Annotated in this window: 9 protein-coding genes; 1 reads left to right on the forward strand and 8 read right to left on the reverse strand. The window is 46.9% G+C overall.

Annotation, left to right across the window (positions count from 1 at the left end):
* Positions 1-256: 256 nt before the first annotated feature.
* Positions 257-2824 carry a PAS domain S-box protein gene (locus tag NG796_RS04975; protein WP_261204809.1) on the reverse strand — a complete coding sequence of 856 codons (2568 nt, stop codon included), beginning with the start codon at positions 2822-2824 and terminating at the stop codon, positions 257-259.
* A 626-nt stretch (positions 2825-3450) separates the two neighbouring features.
* On the opposite strand from NG796_RS04975, the gene NG796_RS04980 reads away from it, so the two are divergent.
* Entirely contained in the window at positions 3451-4329 is an 879-nt protein-coding gene (locus tag NG796_RS04980; protein ID WP_261204810.1) for a M48 family metalloprotease, read from the forward strand.
* 111 nt (positions 4330-4440) lie between these two features.
* Here the strand turns inward: NG796_RS04980 and NG796_RS04985 are convergent, their stop codons facing one another.
* From NG796_RS04985 to NG796_RS05015, 7 genes are all read right to left on the reverse strand, one after another.
* On the reverse strand, positions 4441-9456 hold the full coding sequence (locus tag NG796_RS04985) for an eIF2A-related protein (RefSeq protein WP_261204811.1): 5016 nt from the start codon (positions 9454-9456) through the stop codon (positions 4441-4443).
* Positions 9457-9459: 3 nt separating this feature from the next.
* A complete protein-coding gene (locus NG796_RS04990; protein ID WP_261204812.1) occupies positions 9460-10839 on the reverse strand; it encodes an ATP-binding protein in 1380 nt (459 codons plus the stop codon).
* Between the two features lie 782 nt (positions 10840-11621).
* Positions 11622-11867, reverse strand: coding sequence for a hypothetical protein (locus NG796_RS04995; protein WP_261204813.1), 246 nt, complete (start codon positions 11865-11867; stop codon positions 11622-11624).
* A gap of 856 nt (positions 11868-12723) precedes the next feature.
* Positions 12724-19512 (reverse strand): protein kinase domain-containing protein, encoded by a 6789-nt coding sequence (locus NG796_RS05000; RefSeq protein ID WP_261204814.1) that lies wholly within the window; start codon positions 19510-19512, stop codon positions 12724-12726.
* A gap of 840 nt (positions 19513-20352) precedes the next feature.
* Positions 20353-20946, reverse strand: coding sequence for a phycobilisome rod-core linker polypeptide (locus tag NG796_RS05005; protein ID WP_261204815.1), 594 nt, complete (start codon positions 20944-20946; stop codon positions 20353-20355).
* Positions 20947-21072: 126 nt separating this feature from the next.
* Positions 21073-21585: a phycobilisome protein gene (locus tag NG796_RS05010; RefSeq protein ID WP_261204816.1), complete on the reverse strand. Its 513-nt coding sequence runs from the start codon at positions 21583-21585 to the stop codon at positions 21073-21075.
* A 180-nt stretch (positions 21586-21765) separates the two neighbouring features.
* Positions 21766-22440, reverse strand: coding sequence for a GvpL/GvpF family gas vesicle protein (locus NG796_RS05015; protein WP_261204817.1), 675 nt, complete (start codon positions 22438-22440; stop codon positions 21766-21768).

A 22440-nucleotide genomic window follows, 5' to 3' on the forward strand; every position in this document is an offset into this window, starting at 1 on the left:
TTTCAAGGATATTGAGAAAAAATTTTGTGGCAACTGCTTAGGGGGTTAGAATGATGTGCCTTGTCGGCACATCACATTTTGGTCCTGGACCTCCCTTCAGGGGTGGGATTGACACACAATCTATGCCCCTGCAATCTTTTACTCTTTACCCTATATTCGGTGAGCGATCGCCGCCCGGGTTTAACGCGATCGCGGGTTATGGCCCCCATTTTGCTGGCTCAAGCCTCAAGGTGGGTTAAGAGAGCCAAAGTAGAAATCACGCCTCAATGGGGCTAGAATTAGCCAGGGTAAAGTAGAAAATTGCCCCGCGATCGCTTTGAGACTCCACCCAAATATGTCCCCCATGTCGTTCAACAATTCGCTTGCAAATGGCTAATCCAATTCCGGTCCCGGGATATTCCTCTCGGGTATGCAACCGTTGGAAAATTTGAAAGATGCGATCGCCATATTTGGGATCAATTCCAATGCCATTATCTCGCACTGAAAATAACCATTCTCCCTCCCTAAAATGAGCCTGAATTTCTACCTGGGGAGTTTGGCTACCCCGATATTTAATCGCATTAGAGAGAAGGTTTTGAAATAACTGGAGTAATTGAGTTTTATCTCCAAAAACCTGGGGCAAATTCTGCGAAGTGATCCGGGCATCACTTTGGCGAATGGCGAGTTTTAAATTAGAAATAGCCCGAGTGATAATTTCATTACAATCCACGAAATTGAAGGACTTGCCATGAGTACCCACCCGAGAATATTGCAACAAATCATGAATCAATTGCTGCATCCGAGTTGCGCCATCCAGAATATAAGCAATGTATTTATCCACTTGAGCATCGAGCTTTTCTGGATAGCGCAGAGCTAATAATTGAGTATAACTGGCAATCATGCGGAGGGGTTCTTGTAAATCGTGAGAGGCAATATAGGCAAATTGCTCTAACTCGGCATTAGAACGGGCTAAATCTGCCGTATGTTGGGCGAGTTCTTTTTCAATGCGTTGGCGATCGCTGATATCCCGGGAAGCCGCCTGAATTTTAACAACCTCCCCTGTTTCTTGATGACAGATAGCCTGAGCATTGGTCTCGAACCAAAGATAATGTCCGTCTTTATGACGAAGCCGGTAAACTAACTGGAACGGACCCAACACTTCTAAAACCGCCCGATGAGCAATTTCCACCTCGGGGATATCTTCGGGATGTATCCACTCATAAGCCGAATGACCGATTAATTCAGCGGGGTTATACCCCAGGAGAGTGAAGCAGGAAGGAGAAACATACTGATAGACGCCCTCGGGAGTATGAATACAAATCAGATCCGTGGCATTTTCAGCTAACAACCGATAGCGAGTTTCACTCTCCCGAAGCTGAACCTCTGCGCGAATGCGATCGGCAATTTCTCGTTCTAACTGTTGATTTGTGTTTTGAAGTTCCGCCGTTCGACACTGAACTAATGCCTCCAATTGTTGACGATATTCCGCCAATTCTGCCTCTGCTCGCTTGCGACGGCTGATATCCAAACCCATGCCGAGAATTTGTTTTGTACCCCCTTCCAACGTGCGTGCAAACACCGTGTCTCGACTCACCAACCAGTGCCATTCTCCCTGAACATCACGGATTCGATATTCGCTTTCAATAATCTCCCCATCCTTAGCCGACATTAATTTGACGCGGTTTTCCACTACCCGGGGCCAATCCTCCGGATGAATCGAATTTGGCAAAAAATCCGATCCCATCTTTTGAATCTCTTCGGGAAGATACCCCAAAATTTCCTTAAGATGTTGGTTAGAATAAATATTTCGATTTTCTACCAAATCATAAACATATAAAATCGTGGGAGTCGCATCAGCAATTTGTTGAATTACTCGCTGATTTTCCCACAGAGCCTTTTCTACCAACCGTTGCTCAGTGATATCTTGATTGACAAAAATTGCACCAACCATCACCCCCGCTTGATTTCGTAACGGCATGGTCGAGTTGAGAATGGTTTTCCGCTTCCCATTAAAATCTTCAATGTCAATTTCTTCATTTAAAATACTTTGTCCCGTTAGTAAGGTTCGGGATAACGCCCATTCTTCGCTAGAGAGTTGCTCTCCTGTATCGGGCCACCATCCTTTATATTCATGGTAGCTGTCCATTCCCACATATCGAGCACCGCCCCAAATTTTTTGACCCGCAGGATTTCCTTGGAGGATCGTCCCCTCGGCATCGGTAATCCAGACCCCAAGGGGCAAAGTATCCAAGACATTTTGTAGTCGCTCTTGACTCTCTTTAAGGGCGGATTGAGTGCGGAGGCGATCGCTATCATCCTGAATTGTCCCCAACAGATAAAGCGGATTCCCCTGACTATCTTCCAGGACCGAGAGAGATAAATAAACCCACAAAACCTCCCCATTTTTGCGAATCAAACGTTTCTCCGTTTGATAGCTGGAAATTTCCTGGTTTTTATCCCTTAACTCGATAAATTCTTGGTCTTTTTCCCGCTCTAGTGGGTCAGTAATTTCTTCAAAAGTTAGGGTTAATAGTTCTGAATGAGAATAACCCAATAGATTACAAAAGGTAGGATTAACTTCAACAAAACTTTGCGTCTTCCAACTGATTAAAAACATCCCAATCGGTGCGCGCTCAAAAATATTTTGGTATCGTTCGGCACTTTTTTGAGACACTGCTGCAAATGCTTCCCAAGTCCGAGCATTTGTTAATTCTGCTTGCATCTGTTCTAAGGCCAACTCCAACGCTTCACAACGACGTTGTGCCAATGCAACCTGTTCTTGAAGGGATTGAGTGAGGCGATCGCCCGCCTCAACATCCATCGGTCCCCAATTCTGATTCATCATAGAAACCCCCTTTTGCCCGATCGCCCCGGTTAAATTGTAACATTCTTCGTTAACAGGGGTTGCTGTAGGCGAGACCCTAATAAAGAGGGTTATTTGGGGAGATGGGATGAATCTTAGGAGTTTCTAGGGAACACAGACAAGGGACTTAAGTAAGACTCGGTTGCTTGAGCAAAATTCGCCGGAGGTGTTCAGCGATCGCACTTATTAACCAAACTAAACTCAGCAGCCTCTATGGCACTTCATGTAGGGGGCAGCATCATTGGGGATAATACTCTATTTCAGAGGTTAGTTTGACGGGTATTTATTACCGTTATGTTCATAGAGATTTATCAAAAGGAATTAACACCCCAAAATATGACCGCTAGACCGGGGAAAATTGAAGCAAAACCGAAAGATGATAATCCAGCCGATCGCTTGGTTATATTTCCATTCTAGTTCCGAAAGGAGGAAATCGGCACTCTGGATTAAAGGATAATTTACTACCAGAAATCTCCAAGAGCATACCCCGGGTAGGAATCTATACCAGAGGATAGAGAAATAGTTCATACAAGGGATAGAGTTGCGATCGCCTGGTTTATTGCCAAACTAGGGGAATAAAAAGCAACAGCTATAATGGCCTCACTTTTATGTTAAGCAATCAAGTTAAAACGGCAGCATTACTGGGACTATTAAGCGGTCTTCTAGTATTGGGAAGCTATGCCTTAATGGGCAATGAGCAGGGCTTAATTTTCGGATTAATTTTGGCCGCTGCGAGTAGTTTGAGTTCCTGGTACTTTTCCGATCGCGCTGCATTAATGGCCTATCGTGCTAGACCAATGGAACGACAGGAAGACCCGGAATTGTATGATATGGTCGCTCGATTGTGCGATCGGGCCGAAATCCCCATGCCAAAACTGTTTACAGTACCGACCCAGACCCCGAACGCCTTCGCCACAGGTCGCGATCCCAACAATGCGGCGGTTGCCGTCACCCAAGGACTGAAAAAACTCCTCACCCCAGAAGAACTGGAAGGCGTCCTCGCGCACGAACTGACCCACGTCAAAAACCGCGACACTCTCACCCAAGCCGTTGCCGGAACCATTGGCGGTGCGATTACCTTTGTGGGGCGGATTCTCACTTTTGGCGCGTTATACGGTCCCGTCACCCGGGACAATCGCCAAGGCGCAAACCCCCTAGGATTATTGTTTTTGGTGGTTTTAGCACCCCTGTCTGCTGGATTAATTCAGATGGCAATTTCCCGAACCCGAGAATTTGCGGCTGATATCGGTTCAGCCGAAATCACACAAAATCCTTTAGCTTTAGCGAGTGCTTTAGAGAAATTGGAGGCAATGGGAAAACAAATTCCCATGAATGGCAATCCAGCATTTTCACCCTTATTGATTGTCAATCCACTAAATGCCAAAGGATTACAAGCCTTATTCCGCACTCACCCCCCCACCGAAGAACGGATTGCTCGTTTGCAAGAAATGGCCCAACAAAAGCAACGGACTCCAGTCTTGGCGTAGTTGAGTTCAAGTTGGTATAAAATAGGCGATCGCACCCTAAAAACCCAGAGGCGATCGCCTATCCTTGCACCACTCACCTACGAAATAGTTACAGAATATTCACAGAAGCGTTTACTCTTCATTTTTCCACAATTCAAACCCCTGCGCTTTCTCTTCCAAAATCTTATCGCAGACCGCGCGATCGCCTTCTCTCACTCGGGAATTATTCGCCAAATAATCATCCACCCACAAACAGCTACGGTTTAACAAATCTTCCAAGTTCAAGTTCCATAAAATCACAGTTTTATCTGTACTGGAAGAGGCCAACGTTTTACTATCCGGACTGAAACTCAGACTTAGGACCGCATCGTTATGACCTTCTAGGGTAGCGATCGCCTTGCCGTCTTTAGTCCAAAGCTTGACCGTCTTATCCTCACTCGCCGTCGCAATCAGTTTTCCATCGGGACTATAAGTTACCCAGTACACAGACCGAATATGTCCCTCTAGGGTGGCGATCGCCTTGCCCTCTTTGGTCCAAATTTTTACCGTTTTATCCTGACTTGCCGTGGCAATCTGTTGTCCATCGGGGGAGAAGGTGACACTATATACTTCCCCCTGATGTTCCCTAATCGTTCGGACCAGTCTCCCTTCTAAATTCCAGAGTTTCACTGTGCCATCGCCCCCAGCAGTGGCAATGAGTTTACCATCTGGGGAAAAGGTAACACTATTCAGGGAATTTTCATCCGCCCGAAATGTGCGAAGTCGTTCTCCCGTCTTACTCCAGAGAATCGCCATGCCGTCACCACTGCCGGAGATCACCTGTTGTCCATCAGGACTGAAATCGATTCCCAAAACTCGGTCCTGATGACCCTCTAAAGTAGCCATTAAATCCTGTTTGGATTTACTCCAGAGTTTTACCGTGTTGTCGGCGCTTGCGGTGGCAAAGAGTTCGCCATCGGGACTAAAACTCAGGTTCCAGACGTCATCCTGATGTCCTCTTAAGTCTGCAATTTTGTTCCCGTTGGGTTGCCACAGCATAACTGTGTTATCTTTGCTGGCAGAGGCGAGCACCCGGCCATTGGGAGAGAAGGCAACTACCAAGACTTCATCAGTATGTTGCCGAAATCCCGGCAGTTGTCGGGGAACACTGTTCCAAAGTTTTACGGTGTTGTCCAGACTGGCAGTGGCGATGGTTTGTCCATCGGGAGAAAAACTCACACTCCAGACTTCATCGCGATGTCCTTGGAGGGTATCACTTTCTACCCATTGCTGCGTTTGCGGGTCTTGACGCCACAATTTGGCGGTGCGATCCAGACTGGCGCTGGCAAGGGTCGTACCATCGGGACTAAAATTAACCCCGAATACCGCTTCGGTATGTCCGCGCAGGGTGGCGATTTGGGTACCGTTGCGTCTCCACAACTTCACGGTTTTATCGATACTACCAGAGGCGAGGGTTTGTCCATCGGGGGAGAAACTCACACTGGTTACCCCTTGTTCATGGCCGGTAAAGGTGGCGATCGCATTGCCGTTAATATCCCACAGTTTGACGGTCTTATCTAAACTAGCCGAGGCGATCGTCTGTCCATCGGGGGAAAACTTCACTAACAAAATCGATGCCTTCTCCGTATTAATGGTGCGGAGTAACTGTCCCTGGAGGTTCCAGAGTTTAATGGTTCTATCTTGACTGCTGGAGGCGAGGATTTGTCCATCGGGACTGAAGCTGGCGCTGGTGACGCCGAGACGATGACCCGTGAGGGTGCGGATCAATGTGCCATCCCGCTGCCACAGTTTGATAGTGCCATCGGTACTGGTGGAGGCGATGGTTTGTCCATCAGGACTAAAGGCAACCCGGGTCACGGCCTTTTCATGACCATTCAGGGTCCGCACGAAGCTACCCTCAGCCGTAAACAATTTAACGGTTTTATCCGTACTGGCCGTGGCAATCAGTTCACCATCGTCGGAAAAGGTGACGCTGACTACACTGTTTTTATGTTCTTCTAAGCGGTTGACTTCTCGAACGGTATAGGCCAGTTGTAAGACACTGGCGGTCTGCATTTCCAACGATAGGGGCGATCTCATGGTGAGGGGCGATCGGATGATTTCGGCGGTTTTCTGCCCCACCTGAATGCTATTCACCAACGCCCCAAATTCATTGTTTTGCAAGCGCAATGCTTCCGAAGACAAATTCTTGGCTTCGAGTTCGGCTAACTCTGCCTTGTTGCTTTTATAAAAGGCTTGCCAGGTTAATAATCCACACACGACAACAGCGCAGCCCAAAAATACATTCAGCGTAGTTTGGATCTGCTTGGCTTTTTCTTTGGATTGGGTTAACTCCGCCTGAACTTCTTTCTCTCGATGGAGTTGTAAATTCGTTGCTTGTAACTCTTTGTTTTTTTCTCGCAACCCTTTTAATCCAGCTTGGATCCGGTCTTGTTCTCGAATAAATTTAACTAAATAATCATGAACCAACTGATAGCGGCTTTCCGGAAGTTCCGGCAGCACAAACACTAACCCTGCCTTTTCCAGGATTTTTAAAATTTCTTCTAAATTATCAGGATGAACCGCTAATTCCGGGGTTAAATCCGCTAATAACTCCGCCTGTTTTTTCAGAGGACGAATGCCGCTTTCTTCCGTGAGAAAGTACAGCAATAACCGCGCTGTATATTCATTTTCCGGTCCGCAGTCTGCGATCGCCTCTTCTAGGAAGCGTTGTACCAGTTTCTCTTTCGGCCCGGATTGGCGATATTGCGCTAATGTGGTGATATTCTCCGCTTGCAGTTGAGCACCGACAACCTGTAACTCAATGGGACGCACTTCCCCGACGCGATCGGCCAGGTCCTCAACCAATTCTTCAATTAAGGCTGGTTCTAAATAAAATTGAGCGCGTTGGGTCAAGCTTTCAATCACCTGACGCGCTTTCGCCTGGGACAGATTTCCCAGGTAATACCGGAACTTTTTATTCAGGATATCTTGATCCACCACCTCCAGATTCCCGAGGCGTTCGCACTCCAGCAAATAATGTAAGTAATCTTCTCGTAAAGAAAAGATTACTTTTACAAAAGGAACATTAACGCAGGCATTTAAGAATTGATAAAATTCCTGTCTTTGACCTGGGTCAGTTTCAACAAAAAAGAACTCTTCAAATTGGTCAAAAATTAAAACGGTGAGTAAATTGCGCTCGTTATTGCGATGCAATTCTTCTAGTAATTCTTTAACCTTTTCCGAGAACTGATTGGCATTAAAATCGAGAGTAGGGGGCTGATTTCCCGTTAATCGGCCCGAGTCATCCCGGTCATATCCAGACTCTTCAAGTCCCCGTTGGATGCCTTGCTTCAAGCCGGTGACCCAATCGGTGTACACTTGCAGAAGAACCGGGAAAGCATTTCTAGCAGCGATCGCGGTTTGTTTGAGCACCGGCACCAATCCCGCTTGAACCAGGGAACTTTTGCCGACCCCGGAATGACCATGAATCACCGTGAGTCGGTAGTCATTCCGCCCCAAGCGTTCGATTAAGCGATTGACATCCCCTTCCCGTCCTGATGTGGCAATTTCCACGGGAACATGAGTGGGTTGAGCACTCACCATCAAAGAGGGATTCAAGGTGTGGAGGCGCGCTTGTAAACGTCCCGCCCCAATAAAAGCCCGTAAGCCAAATTGAGCCTCGACGGCCCGTTGTTTTTGCTTGATTTCAAAGGCTTTTAGATATTCCGACTGTTGAAAATACAGCGATCGCAACTCCTCTAAAATCCGGCGATATAACTGTAAGTCATACTGCGGATCGGTCTGCTGTTCGGCCAGGTGCAAGTGAGAAAGCGCCTGTTCCCCCTGCCCCAGGTGAGCAAAGGCCCGGGCTAACAGGAGTAAATATAACCCATGAGGCCGGGGAATAACCACCTTGGGGGCATCGGAGAGGACCTCTAGGGCGCGTTCGGCAAAATTCCGAGCTTTTTCCCAGTGGGACTGCTGCAACGCTACTTCCGCCAAAAATCCATAATCCCGGGCCAACTCCTGGGGTTTGCAATGCTGATGCAAAGTAATCGACTTTTTGGCAACAATGGATAAGGCATCCCATGCCTGTAACCGCTGCAAAATCTCACCGAGTTGTCCAATAAACTTGGCGACTAATTCCGGATGTTTGGACTCTTCAAAGACGCGGATACATTCTTCTAAATGATACCGGGCCTTTTGTAAATGCTGCTGTTCCTGGGGTTGATTCAGTTGTGCTAAACGACAGTAACAAAGTCCGATGTGAAACAACACCACTCCCTGTTGCAAGGAATACCGTAAGGGTGGCATCTCCCAAATCAGGGGAGAGGGGTTAGAAGTCATGGGAATGAAGGGCGGGGACTGGCGATCGCCCCGGGCAATCGAGTCTTTTTCACCGTTCTCCCTGGAGGAATGGGGGATTTGTTCTTGCCAAAAGGCCAAGCTTTCGTGATAGCGTTTTAAGGCCAAATCTAGGCGATCGCTGGCATAATCATCCCGACCCAGCACAAAGTGTAAGCTGGCCTCCAGTTCCGGAACCAACTGCACCTGGCGATCGCTTAATTCCTGTTTGGCAAATCCCAATTCCAAGCAGTTGCGGGGTCCGAGAATTGTGGAGTTAGGAATAAAAGTGAGAGAACCCCGTTCCAACACCTCGGAGAAGACCCGATCAACACTGATGGCGATCGTCTCGATCGCCGCTGTTGTAGACAGAGAAAACTCCGTACTTGTAGCCCAACTTTCAAAGTCCGGTGCCACCCGAATAAAGCTTTTTAAAACCCGGTCATCCACCCAAAAGACTATGGGAAACGGAAAGTGCTTTCTAAACTCTTCCCGCACCTGATTAGCCGCCATAAAGAGGCGATCTAAATGACTGACCGATTCGAGTCCAAAGACCATTAATGCCTCGGGTTGTGCTGTCCCAATTTCATCTTGAATCGTTTGGTATAGGGTCCGCACAGAAGTCGGTAGATGAAGTTCGCGAATCTCTACAGAGACGGAATCATGCAAATCTGCTGTCACGCGATCGCGCAAACTCGCATAATTACACCGCGCCAAAATCAAGGAAAACTGCCCTTGAGAAAAAGAAATGGCCCGGTGTAAAACCTTTAAAGATTGTTCGTTGCGCCTTATAGAGGCGTCGTCATACTGTAGATTCATCATGGTTCAACCGTCATCGTGGGTCTTGGGTACTCGACTCGGGATTTTAGGCAGGGGAAAAGACGAAGAGAGGGCTTCCTTTTTGGATTGGGCTTCTGCCAAAATGGGGTTAATATCAAACCAACGACCGGAGTCGCGATCGCGGTATTCAAACACAAACATACTTCGCAATAAATGTTGATAGGCGGCCTCGCCTCTAACATTTTTAGTCTCATGTACTTGATTGAGCAGTTCCCAATCCGTCGGGGCGATCGCCAGGACCAAATCGTTCCGCCGTTCCGAAATGACAGTTTCAATCGTTTCTCGATTAAAAGGCGGGTCTTCTTGTTGTAAGCATCGATAGATCAACCCCAATAAATTTCGCACATGGCCGCCACTAATCCGGCACAAGCGGTCTAAGGTATCCGCACTATCAAAGACTTGGGTAATGAATTTTAGGCGTTCTGGGGGGGTTAGTTCCGGAAAGGCCCGGGCTAGGACCATTTGTCGGAGTAATTCTAACCCTTCCTCAAAGTCTTCTCCATCGCGCGATCGCACCGGCACCATTGGCAGCACTTTCGGGGCCACTCCCGCGCCCAATCGGCTTTTAAGCGCTTCAGATTCATGGGAAAACATTAAGGAAAGCGGAATCGTATAAACTAAATGACATTTAAGTTTGCGAAGTTGTTCACCGCGATCCACAAATAGGTATTCTGTTTGCGATCGCCCGGAAGGTAAGGGTCGATTATCCACGCGATCAAGGTTATCCACAATCACCACTAACCCCCGTTTATCCCGCCGTTGCAACTCCTGAGTTGCTGCCGAGAGAATATCCTCATTAATCGATTGTAAAATCCCACTGGTACGCGGTTCTAAATATTGCCGTAACTGCGTTCTGAGTTTAGGACTTTCTTTCGCTTGGCTGGTAATTTGAGCAATAGAAATCGCTAAATCTGCCGTGGGATCAATGTCCAGGGGCGCTTGCCAAACTTCCGTGATTTCTTTAAACAGCTTGGTAAAATAGCTAGAGGTCAAAGGAATTCCACTGACTGCTAGATTTTCCGTCACTTGTCTGGCGATCGCCAGCAAAATATCGGAAATATCCACATCGGCCATTTCCAAATCCCGCGAAGACTCAAAATATACCACATGAAATTCTGCCTCTTCCAATTGAGACTTTAGCCGCAACAACTCCGTAGATTTCCCGCAGCCAATATGTCCCGTAAATAACTGGCAAGTCGGAATATCCGGAGATAATCGGGTAATGGTTCGGCCCAACTCCTCAATAATTTTACCCCCTCGGACCCCGGAGAAATCAATATAATACGGTCTATCCTCCGGATTTCCAATGGATAACGTCTTACTGGGGTTACACGCTTGATAAAATTTTCTCAAATTAATTTCCATCACCCTTGCCCTTGGTTTTTGAACTGGGTAGAAGCCACTAATCCCCTGAAAGAAAAGCCGAAAACGTCAACACTTCTAACATTAACAGCAAATGGATTTTTTTCCCATCAGGGTTTTTCTACAGGAAGACCGTCCCTACCCCAGTTACTTTGCCGTACTCCTCGGCAGAAACCAACCCCCTTGGGGTATCAGTACAGCGGCAAGACTACCGGGTTTCCTCATCAAATCTATACCAATTCGTCATAAATCTGGACCCGACACCCCGGTTGATCAGGGGACGGTATGAATCGTCCACCCCGGCTGTGCTCGGTTTCCCCTGTGTTCCGTCTCCGTTAGCCACGGGGAGTCTTGATCGGGGATTCAGGTTCGGTTTTTTGCCCCTGGGTTCCAAGCTGTAGAGGCTTTCTTCCACGCCACAACTCGCCTTCTGTTTCCTCTTCTATTTCCTCAAAAGAGCAGTCGTGCAACCCTTTTGATAGAGATTCTTTGAATGTTTTGCTCCCGAAAGACCGGGATGCTTTGATTGCGTTCAACTCAATTTAAACGGGATGAGATCATCTTGTCTAAACCCCGGACGGCGCACTCGACTCTCACGGTCTGTTGCTCAGATTTCTGAAAAAGAAAACCCGCCGCCATTTTGCCCTAGTTTGGTGAATCGTTATTCAGGGTGCGATCGCCCCTATTTTTCCCGATTTCCTAGGTTCCTGCTCAAATTTCTACCCTTCCTGATGAAGCGATGGATTGTTCCTTTGTGAATCAACCGTGATCCGGTGAATCCGAGCTTATTTACAAATCCCTAATAACTCGCATTTTCCGGGTTGTTCACCCCTAGCGGCCACCAGTAGTTCCACTGACCTAGACTCATCCTCAGTCACCACAGAATTTGCTTGCTGCTCTAATAAGAATGTAGGGTCAGGAGCCTTTAACAGTCCATCTCTAGCGAAGGTATTGCTGCCAGTTGTAACGAGAACGGGCAGGGCAAATAATAGACTCAACAGTTTGGTATTCATCAGTTTGGTATTCAACATCTCAATCATCTCCTGGGATAGGTTAAGCACCCTCTTGTATTCCTCGACTTTTTTACACTTACTTAAGTTGCTATTTCTGATTCTATTTCCGAAGGTCAGGATTTTTGCTCTGCCTTGGGTGAGGACCTAGAAATAGTGGAATTTCGGAAAAATTTCAGCAAATTTCCTGATTTTTTGTAGGCTTCCTCCCGGAGATGAAGCCACTCGATTCAGGGAAAGCTTTTACACCTTTCGGTGCAGTCGCCGAGCTTTGTAGTCCTCCTCAATCCAACTCCCTTAATTTTGTCGAGTTTACATCCAAAATAGGACGAATACAGTGACAGTTTCGACAATGGATTGTCCCGTTACGTTCACACTCCTCCTGGAGAGTGAGCCTACCCTCCTACACCCGGGATAACCTTGACTCCAGTGCTGGTAATCCATTGGTTTTTTACGCCCCCATCTGCTCCCGTTTGAGGCGATCGCACCTCGACTCGTGACTGAGGACAGGACAAGATGTGGCACAGTCTCCGCCCACAAATCAACCCCACTTACGGCACTCTACCTTTATTGTACCAAAAATGGAAATCCCCCAACCCTAACCCCATAAAATCACTCCCCCCCATCGGCTAATTTAAAGGGAATCTTATCCCCCTAACTTGAGGTAGGGTGGATTACCTCCCCTAAAATGGCCGAACTCCTACCCCACAGGTTAGAAACCCGGTTTCTTGACACAATCGGGGCGAGAAACCCGGTGTCTGGTCCCCTGATGCTCAGTCTTAAGGCGTCCTCAGAACTGAGACTTTCCATCCCCCGGTATGGCACACTCTACAAGGTCATTCCAAAAAATCCGGGCGGGTACGGTAACCAGTGGGGATTATAATTTTTCATTGACATTCAGGGGATCTAATCCCTCCCAGACTTTCGAGATGCCATGCCTCAAGAAATACTCGCAACGCTCGACATAGAAGCGCGCCGCTTGGTCTTGGGGGTTATTTTCTAATACTTTTTTAAACAATTGATGGGCTTCTGCAAATTTTTCCCCTTGATATAAGACAATTCCTCGCTCGAATTTAGTCCGCGAGCCTAACTTCGTCTCAATCAAACTTTGGGGATAACAATCTAGCACTTCAAACACCGCCACGGAGTCTTTTTTACCTTTGACTTGAACCTTCCCTAAAAATCGATAATTGTACTTAGTGGGGTCATCTAAATGAATCAAGGTTTGGCCGCTAATCACGATTGAAGCGCCATACAATTTGGTGAGTCCTTCCATTCGGGATGCCAAATTCACTGCATCAGAAATCACGGTGGTTTCCATGCGTTGTTCTTCCCCAATGGTCCCCAGCATCAAGCTACCCGTATGTAAGCCAATCCCAATGGCGATCGGCATATAGCCGCTCTTTTGGCGATGCACGTTATAAATCATCACCTGTTTTTGCATCTCAATCGCCGCCCGCATGGCATCTTCTGCGGTATCGGGAAATAGCGCCATCACCGCATCGCCGATATATTTATCAATAAACCCATGATGATTCCTAATCACCGGACCGACTCGACTCAAATAAGAGTTGATAAAGTTAAAATTCTCCCGAGGGGACATCCGTTCCGAGAGGGTAGTAAAGGAACGAATATCTGAGAACAGAATCGTCATATCTTTCTGGACCTGATCCCCCAATTGCACATCCAAAATCGTGTCATAGCCGAGGAACTGGATAAACTCTCTCGGTACAAATCGGGCATAAGCCAAGTTGATTTTAGACAGTTGGATGTGCATTTTAATCCGCGCCAACAGCTCATTTTTAGAGATGGGTTTCGTTAAATAATCATTGGCCCCGGATCCAAAGGCTTCCATCATGTCCGAGGCTTGATTTCGGGCGGTTAACAACACCACAGGTAACTCATTGGCGGGGAACTTTTCCCGAATTCGCTGGCAGACTTCATAGCCGGTCATTTTCGGCATCATCACATCGAGCAGAATCAAATCCGGTCGCAAGCCATTTTCCAGTTCAGATAAGGCTTCTGGTCCATTATTCGCGGTGGCGATCGCATAATTTTCCAGGGATAAATGATTGACCAGCACTTGTAAATTAATCGGTTCATCATCCACGATTAAAATTTGGAACTCGCCATTACTGCGGGTCCGCCACCCTTCCACCGGGGCGATCGGCAGGGCGACTGGGGCAAGTTCTTCTTCCGTGACAACGGGTTCTGAGGGTTCAGGCAAGGGAATTTCAGGAGTCTGAACCTGGTTGGCCGAAATCGGCAGGGTAAAAGTAAACCGAGACCCTTCTCCCACTCCGGACTCCACCCAGATTTTACCCTCATGGAGTTCTACCAGTTGCTTGGCGATCGACAATCCTAACCCCACAGACCCGTAAGCGCGGAGTGAGGCCCTATCGTTTTGCTCAAACAGTTCAAAAATCTGACTTAACTTACTTTGGGTAATCCCAATCCCCGTATCCGAGACGGTAATTGCTAAATATAAATGTTGGTTTTCCGCATCCATTGCCGGACGAGTCACTTTGCCTTGGAGGATGGAACGGGGATATCTCACACGACTCCATCCCCCATCGTCGGTTTCTCCCTCTTCGTCTTCCGTCATCAGTCCTTCTTGTCCCGATAACACCGCTGCCGATACTTCCACAGTCCCAGAATCTGTATATTTAATCGCATTCCCGACTAAATTATGTAAAATTTGCTGGACGCGGTTTTCATCGGCATCTACCAAGGGAACATCTTTCCCAACCCCATTCACCAATTGCAGGGTTTTTCCTCCGACTAAGGGTTGACAAATGGTGAGGACGACATTGGTAATTTCTCGCATTCCCAAGGGTTTCAGGTCAAGTTGGATATTTTTATGCTTGAGTTTAGAAAAGTCGAGCAAATCCTGAACCAATTGCGCCAGAGTTTGACCACTAGAAACGACGAGAGAGAGATTAGCGCGTTGTAGTTCGCTGAGTTCTCCGGTAGCCCCATCTAACATGGATTCGGTAATTCCGATAATTCCATTCAGGGGAGTGCAGAGTTCATGGGAGGTACTGGCGAGAAATTCATCTTTGAGTTCATCGAGGTCTTGTAAGGCCCGATTTTTGGTTTCTAACTCTTCCGATGAAGTGAGTAAGTTGGTATAGAGGCGAGCATTATCAATGGAAATTGCTGCTTGGGAGGAGAGGAGTTTAAGGACTTCCAAGCGGTCCGGGGTAAAGGCCCCGGTTGTGATGTTATTTTCTAAGTACAGAATGCCGATGAGTTTTCCCTGATGCACGATCGGCGCACAGAGGATAGACTGGGGTTGATATTCGATAATATAGGGGTCATGGATGAACCGTTCCTCGGCGATCGCCTCTTTAATCACCACCGATTCCTGAGTCCGGGCGACATAGTTGATGATAGTCAGGGGTAGGCGACTGCTGTTTTCCACCGGGATATGTTGGCCGATGATCACTTCACTTTCGTGGGTAGTTCCGGTGGCTTCAATATAGAGTTTATTGTTAGTTTCTAAAATTAAGGAGATGGTTTCTGCTCCTGCATTTTCCATGACAATTTTCATCAGCTTTTTGAGCAAATTATCGAGGACAATTTCCCCATTAATGGCAGCAGAAGCTTTAACAAAGGCAGTTAAATCGAGTAAACCTGTGTGAGAGCCAGTGGTCGTGGAAATAGTGGTGGTAGTGCTCATGACTCCTCCTTTGCCCTGTCCTTCCAGACTCCCCCGGGCGATGGAATGGGAATAGGTGGCATCGAGTTCGCTGGCTTTACGAGTTGCTCCCCACCGCAGGTAGGCATAATAAGCTTCAGTAATATAAGTGGAGGTGATTTTATCTAAATTGAGTTGCTGATAAAATTCTCCGGCCCGTTCACAGGCGATCGCCGCTTCCTGGATGTAACCATATTTGCGGGCGGATTTGATAGCGCGATCGTAATGATTCATCGCCGCTACGGTTCGCCCTAAAACTCGGGCTTTTTCCGCCTCCACCAATTCATACTTATGTCGATAGTTTTGCGGGGCGTGTAAAGCCCATCGTTTCATTTTTTGCTGGGCCAATTGGACCCGCACCAACCCTTGGATTTTCTGAGCCGGTGTCCCTTGGGGATAGAGAGCCAGTAAGGCTAAAGACTGGTAAAAGTTGTGTTCATTAACACTGAGTAACCCGACGACCCCATGTTGATAATTTTCGGCTAAGGCGGCATAATAAACCGCCCGTTCATATTCCCCAAATAAATAACATAAGATGGTTTTGGCAAGATAGGCCGCAAATACCGACATGGTATTGTTAGATTCAATTAAAGTGGGGAGTAGCCTTTCCTCATCAAAACTGTCTCCAATCAAGAGCCAGGGATTGGGTAATTCTCCTTGTAAGTTGAGGATAAATTGTCTCCAAATCCGCGCATAATACACATGAAATTCCAACTTAAGCTGGACCATCCAAGCAATATAATGGTCAGACTCAGTGGCGACTGCATCTAGGGGTTCTCCGCGAAATAAATTATGGTTGCAATAATGTAAAGCGGCGTGTCCTGCCCATTCGATATCCCCGGTTTCTAGGCCATAAGTAAAGGCATTTTTTAAGGGGTCAATGGTATCCTGGAGGGGAATTTTGGCGTGTTTGATATGGGCATACACTAAATCGCCCACCTTTGCTTTCATGGTTTTATCATCAAATTGTTCTAACAGCCGTAAGGCGAGTTCCCCACTGCGATCGCCTCCTTTAATATCCGACCAAGAACTATACAACAGCACCCCATAAAACCCATAAGCAAAGGCAGAAAGCACGGAGTTTCCATACTTTACACAGAGTTCTATCATGGTATAGACCACCAGGTGCAGCATATTCACGGAAGAAACATAAGCCGCTGGGGTCATCGCCACTAAAATTCTCATGGCGGCCAACTGTTCCGGATTGCTCATCGGTGGCAAGGCTGCTAAATCTTCAATGCTCTTGTTTTTGAGAAGCCATTTCGTGCGGATTGCCCCCCAAATCCGATGGAATTGATGGGGCTGTTTTGGGAAGGTTATGCCTAACAGTTGGAGAACCATCGCCCCCGTATTAATAGCGTTCTCCATTTGATTTTGAGAAACGTAAGATTGAATTTTCTTTTCGTAGATATCGATTCTTTCTAATAAGGTTCGGGTATTTTTAAGGGCATCTTGAGCCAAGTGATTGGCTCTTTCATAATTGGCAACTAAATATTCAGCTTCAATTAATTCATTATAAAGATTTAAAGTGAATTCATAGCGCGAAATCCAGCTATCTTCTGGGAGCAATTGAACCGCTTTCGAGAGATATTTTACGGCATTGGTGTAGGCCATCGTGGTTTTAGCCTTTTGACCTGCCAAAAAGTTGAGATGAGCAATTTTACTGGTTTCGGATTGAGAGGCGATTAAACTTAATCCCGTATTCAAGTGATTGACAATCTCGAATAGCTTTTCTTCCCGTTCTTCGGCAGTGCAATGTTTCAGCAGCAGCTTTCCAACTTTGAGGTGAACCTGTTGTTTCCGTTCCTCAGAAATCAAAGCATAGGCGACCTGGGCCACGCGATCGTGCAAAAACTGATAGGCGACCACTAAGTTATCCACGGGCAAGGCAACGGGTTCCTCATTGCCAAAAATTAAGGGAATTTTATAAGTATTCGCCACGGGTAAAATTAACCCTTGCTCTACCGCTTCCTGGAGGTCTGTAGCAGTTGCTGAGAGAGATTTTTCATTGACGAGGGCGAGAATATCAATATAAAAAATATTCCCAATACAAGCGGCAACTTGTAACGCATTTTGAGTCGTTTCGGGAAGTTGCTGAATTTTGTTGACCATTAAATCCACCACATTATCGGTGATGGAAAGTTGCTCAATTCTGGACAGATCCCACTCCCAACGCCCTGCACTGAGATTACAAACCAGTAGATTATCTTGGATGAGAGAATTGAGCAGCATCCTTACAAAAAAAGGATTGCCATGAGTTTTATGGTGGATGAGTTCCGCTAAGGGTCGGGATCTAAGGGTGGGACAGCTTAGGGTATCGGCAATGAGTTGGTTGAGATATTCGATATTTAAAGGTTCGAGGGCGATCGTGGTGACCCGGACTCCGGACTGTTGAAATCGCTGGAGCATTTGGAGTAACGGATGGCGATCGCTGTCGATTTCGTTTTCCGGATAGGCTCCAATCAGCAATAAACATTGGCGATCGGATGTGCTGACGATCGCCTGTAACAGGGTCATTGATGCCGCATCCGCCCAATGTAAATCATCTAAAAATAGCACCAGCGGATGTTCTTGAGTCGTAAAAACACTCAGGAATTTTTGAAAGACCACACTTAACCGATTCTGGGATTCCGCAGGGGGTAGAACCGGAACCGGGGGCTGTTTCCCAATAATGAGTTCCACTTCCGGAATCAGGTCAATAATCACCTGAGCATTTTTGCCCAATTGCAATAAAATTTGCTCTCGCCATTCGGTGATGCGGTCTTCACTTTCGCTTAAAATTATGCGAATTAATTGCTCAAAGGCTTCAATCAGTCCGCCGTAAGGGATATTACTCCTATACCGCTCAAATTTTCCCGAAATAAAATAGCCATTCTGTCGGATCAGGGGTTGGTGCATGGCCTGAAGTAGGGCTGATTTTCCTACCCCGGAGTAGCCAGAAATCAGAACAATTTCACAGGATGAGGAGGGAACTTCTCCGGTTTTTTCTATTCCCGAAATAGCGGACATTGCCGGAGTTTTGCGGCGGATTCTCCAGTAGGCTTCTTGGAGGAGAGTTAGTTCGCGATCGCGCCCATAAAGTTTCTCTGAAACGAGCAATTCCCCCGATAAATCCGCCGTCCCTAGGGGGAATTTCGTGATTTTGCCCGTTTCATTGAGTTGCGTCAAACAGGTGACCAAATCCCCTTTAAGTCCGTAAGCACTTTGATAGCGGTCTTCCGGGTTTTTTGCCAACAGTTTCATGACGATATTAGAAACCGCCCTAGGAATTTCTGGCTTAACTTCTGTGAGGGGACGGGGATTTTTGGCTAAATGGGCATGGACAATTTCCATCGGATCGGTCCCTTGAAAGGGGAGTTCCCCCAGGAGCATTTCATAAAAAGTTACCCCGAGAGAATAGAAGTCGGACCGATAATCCAGTTCCCGATGCATCCGCCCCGTTTGCTCCGGGGACATATAAGGTAAAGTTCCCTCAATTGCCCCGGGATTGACAGCTTTTTGGACGATGGAAATACTAAAATCTGTAATTTTGACTTGCTGGGTTTTCCCCTGAATAATAATATTTAAAGGATGAAGGTCGCGATGAATAATATGGGCGTTATGAATTTCTCCTAAAATTTCCGCCAGTTGGATGGCAATCTGTAAAAATTCTTTTAAGTTTAATCGGATGCCTGTCAAATAGTGTTTGAGGGAAACCCCGCCCATATCTTCGAGGACGAGGGCCAGTTGATTATATTCAAAGGTTTCCAAGGCATAGACCTTGATAATCCCTGAACTGTTTAAATTCCGGGTAATTTCATATTCATGGTGAAGTTTAGCCAGTTCCTCCGGGGTGGGGTACTCGGCTTTGAGCAGCTTGAGGATCACTCGTTGATCGTCGAGTTCTCGTTGAGCGCGATAAACGATGGTGTTGACACCTTCGTAAATTTTTTCAATGATGGTGTAGCCTTTAAGCGAGATCGTCATGAGTCTCAACAATAGTCGATAGGTAGGCGTTAGAATGAAAAATGTTTGATCCCCAGTTCAACAGTGGCTTGTTTTCAGGGATTTACCCCGTTTGCGGCTCCATTACAACTGAGACAATCGGTGGAGGTAGACCCTTGATTTGCCCGGTCTGGATTTTGTTTCTCCCCAGGGGATGTTGGTCATACCCCATTTATAGAATCATCGCACCCCACCCCAGGGCCATTGTCATGAATGCTCACCGCTGAATCGGGTCGAAACGAATTCTTTTGACCTGAGCGAAACAATCCGGTGTCATTTAACCGGATGGAGGAACAGAACCCTGAGAACACCCCTGTAGAAGCTGCACCCTATTGCCCTCAAAAGGTGGATTAATCCATCGAACTCCAATGAATCTCTATTGATTATGATAAGACGCCTTCGAGGGCTTTTAGTCCCCCGTTGCTGGACTCCGGTGGAGGAAAGCAAGAGGGTAAATGAGGGTGTCTCCTTCACTAACCTAGGATTCAATGTTTTTTCGGTTGTAAGTAAGGGCGGCATTCTATCGGGGAAGGGAAAGCATTTTACGAGATCTGCTTTCCGATCGCGCTTTGAATGTAGACTAACCTGATTGTTGCCCTCGGTTACAACCCTGAGCAAAGGGTAGCGATTACCACCCCTACCTGCTCACTGATTTTAAAGGGAATTTTGTGACTGTGCTAGAACCCCGGTGAAATCTTTGCTGGAAGGGGGCTAATTTTGAGGCGTTCGTGGCTAAAACGGGTCGATCGCCACCCTCCCTGGATCGCAAAGGGGTGCGAAAACTCGCACCCCTTGAAGAATGGCTGACATTAGACTCCCGATTCAAGATTCCCGGACTCGTGAGGAGGGGGTCCAAGAGGGCCGACAAGTCCCGCCGGTACAATTGAGATGGAGTTCATGCCAATAAAGGGTAGGGATCGCCCATCCGCGATCGCCTGCGTGTTCTTCTCCTAACCAGCGATTTTCTAAATAATCATTGGGAGATTCATAGCGATGAGGATGCCAATAGGGAACGGTCAAGGACCCATATCTTTTGCGATATTCATCCGAGTCAATCAAGGCGGATACCATTGCCCCGACCCCATGTTCAACCAGTACCCAATCAGATTCACGGATTTCCGCTTCATCATGGGGCGATCGGCCTAAAAAATGCTTAAACGCATTCTCAATAAACTTGACATTGGAACTTTTCTCATAGAAACTTTCCAAATAAATGGAAGAGACGGCTATACTTTTCAAAAAATGCCGAATCCCTATTTTTCCCTTGATGAATTCTTTCTCTAACGCCGCTAACTTTTTGCGCTCAAACTGATAAGGTTGCCGTTCTAAAACTTGATGATAAATTTGTCGCAGAACCCTTTCTCGTTCTTCAACGGTGGCTTTCTGCTTCATCGTCACGGGTTCTTGTAAGCTCATGGTCTGCTCCTCTATGTGGATAAACCGAGTGGGAAATTAATCCCAAAATATGACGGACTGAGGCTGTTTCTTACTGATTTAAACTGAGTCTCTTGTCCCTGGAATTCAGAGATTGCTGGGGAAATCTTAGACGCCGATCGCCGCTTTCTGAACATTTGCCATGAGTTTCGGCGGAATATCTAATGCCTCAATCATCCGATTAATATAAGGATCAAGGTACTGATTCGCACTACTGGGTAAATGAGCATGAGTCGTTTCTTTCAGACAACGATAGGCTACCCCACAAGAATTTTGTCTTTGATAGGCGGTCAAAATATTAGATTGCCACAACACCAAGGAATCATTAAAGAAGCGCGGGTCATCTTTGAGAATGGATAAGGCACTGTATCGCATCACCTGAGTCATATCATAATAACAGCGCTGTCCATGCTTTTGCATAATGTCTGGATGGAGAGACATAAACTTTTTCAAGGCATGACGAACCAGCAGGTCTCCCTTCTCCCGTAACATTTCGTAAGTTTTCACCCGTTCTGCAAAGGTTTGCAGATACCGTTTTGTCCCTTGTAAATCCCCAGGACTAAGATACTGCCCTTCGTTGTCGTTAATGAGTTCTTGTAATTTTGAATTGATAGCTTGCATTGCATCCCCCTCTTTCTGAACCCCAACCCAATTTTTATGGCTTTTCTATGTCTAGTGTTATCGATCGCAACCCCTTCCCGCAAGGGATTGATGTAATTTTTAATATTTCAGTAAATACGCTGAGGAGGGGTAACCGGCGGGGGGTGACAGATGCCAGCAGCCGCTGATCTGGATTCCGGATCAAACGAAATGATACGGCGGGAGGGCCTCTCCCAACTGTAACTCCCAGGCGGAACAGGTTTGCTGCCACTCTTGGAATCGTTCATAGAGTAGCGGTTCTTCCTGCTTATGGGCTAACAGAAAAATCCGATGACTCTGATCCTCAAGGTCCGAGGCGATCGCCTCGGGATACCATTGAGTGACTTGGCGGCGCAACCCGTCCCACTGGGCGGATTGCTGATTTTGAAAGGCTTGAATCGCTTGATAGCGCTGTTTTTTCGCCAGTAAATAGGCTTTACCCCGGACCTCAGTAGAAATCTCGAACTCGGGTTCAGGATGGGGAAGGCATTTTAAAATGTACTCCCCTTGACCCACAAAGCGATCGAGTTTCTCTAAATATTCCGCTTCCCGAGTGACTAAATGCTCTTGTAATGCCTGCACAGACCGAAATAGAGTCCCAAATCTTAGGGGTAACAGGCACTGTTGCTGAAACAATTCCCCCAAGGTGCGATCGTGGGCGACGATCGCCTGAACCAACAGCGCATCATCCCCTTGCAAACGGTTAATATCCACATCGAATTCCACGACAGCACAGATCTGCTTCCCGGGAACCAGTTGCACCAATTGGTTAATTCCCAGGGGGAGTTCTAACTCCACCGGAGGCATTTTTAAAAAAGCGTAAGCGTAAACTTCCAT

Source organism: Laspinema sp. D2d, assembly GCF_025370755.1.
Lineage (GTDB): Bacteria > Cyanobacteriota > Cyanobacteriia > Cyanobacteriales > Laspinemataceae > Laspinema.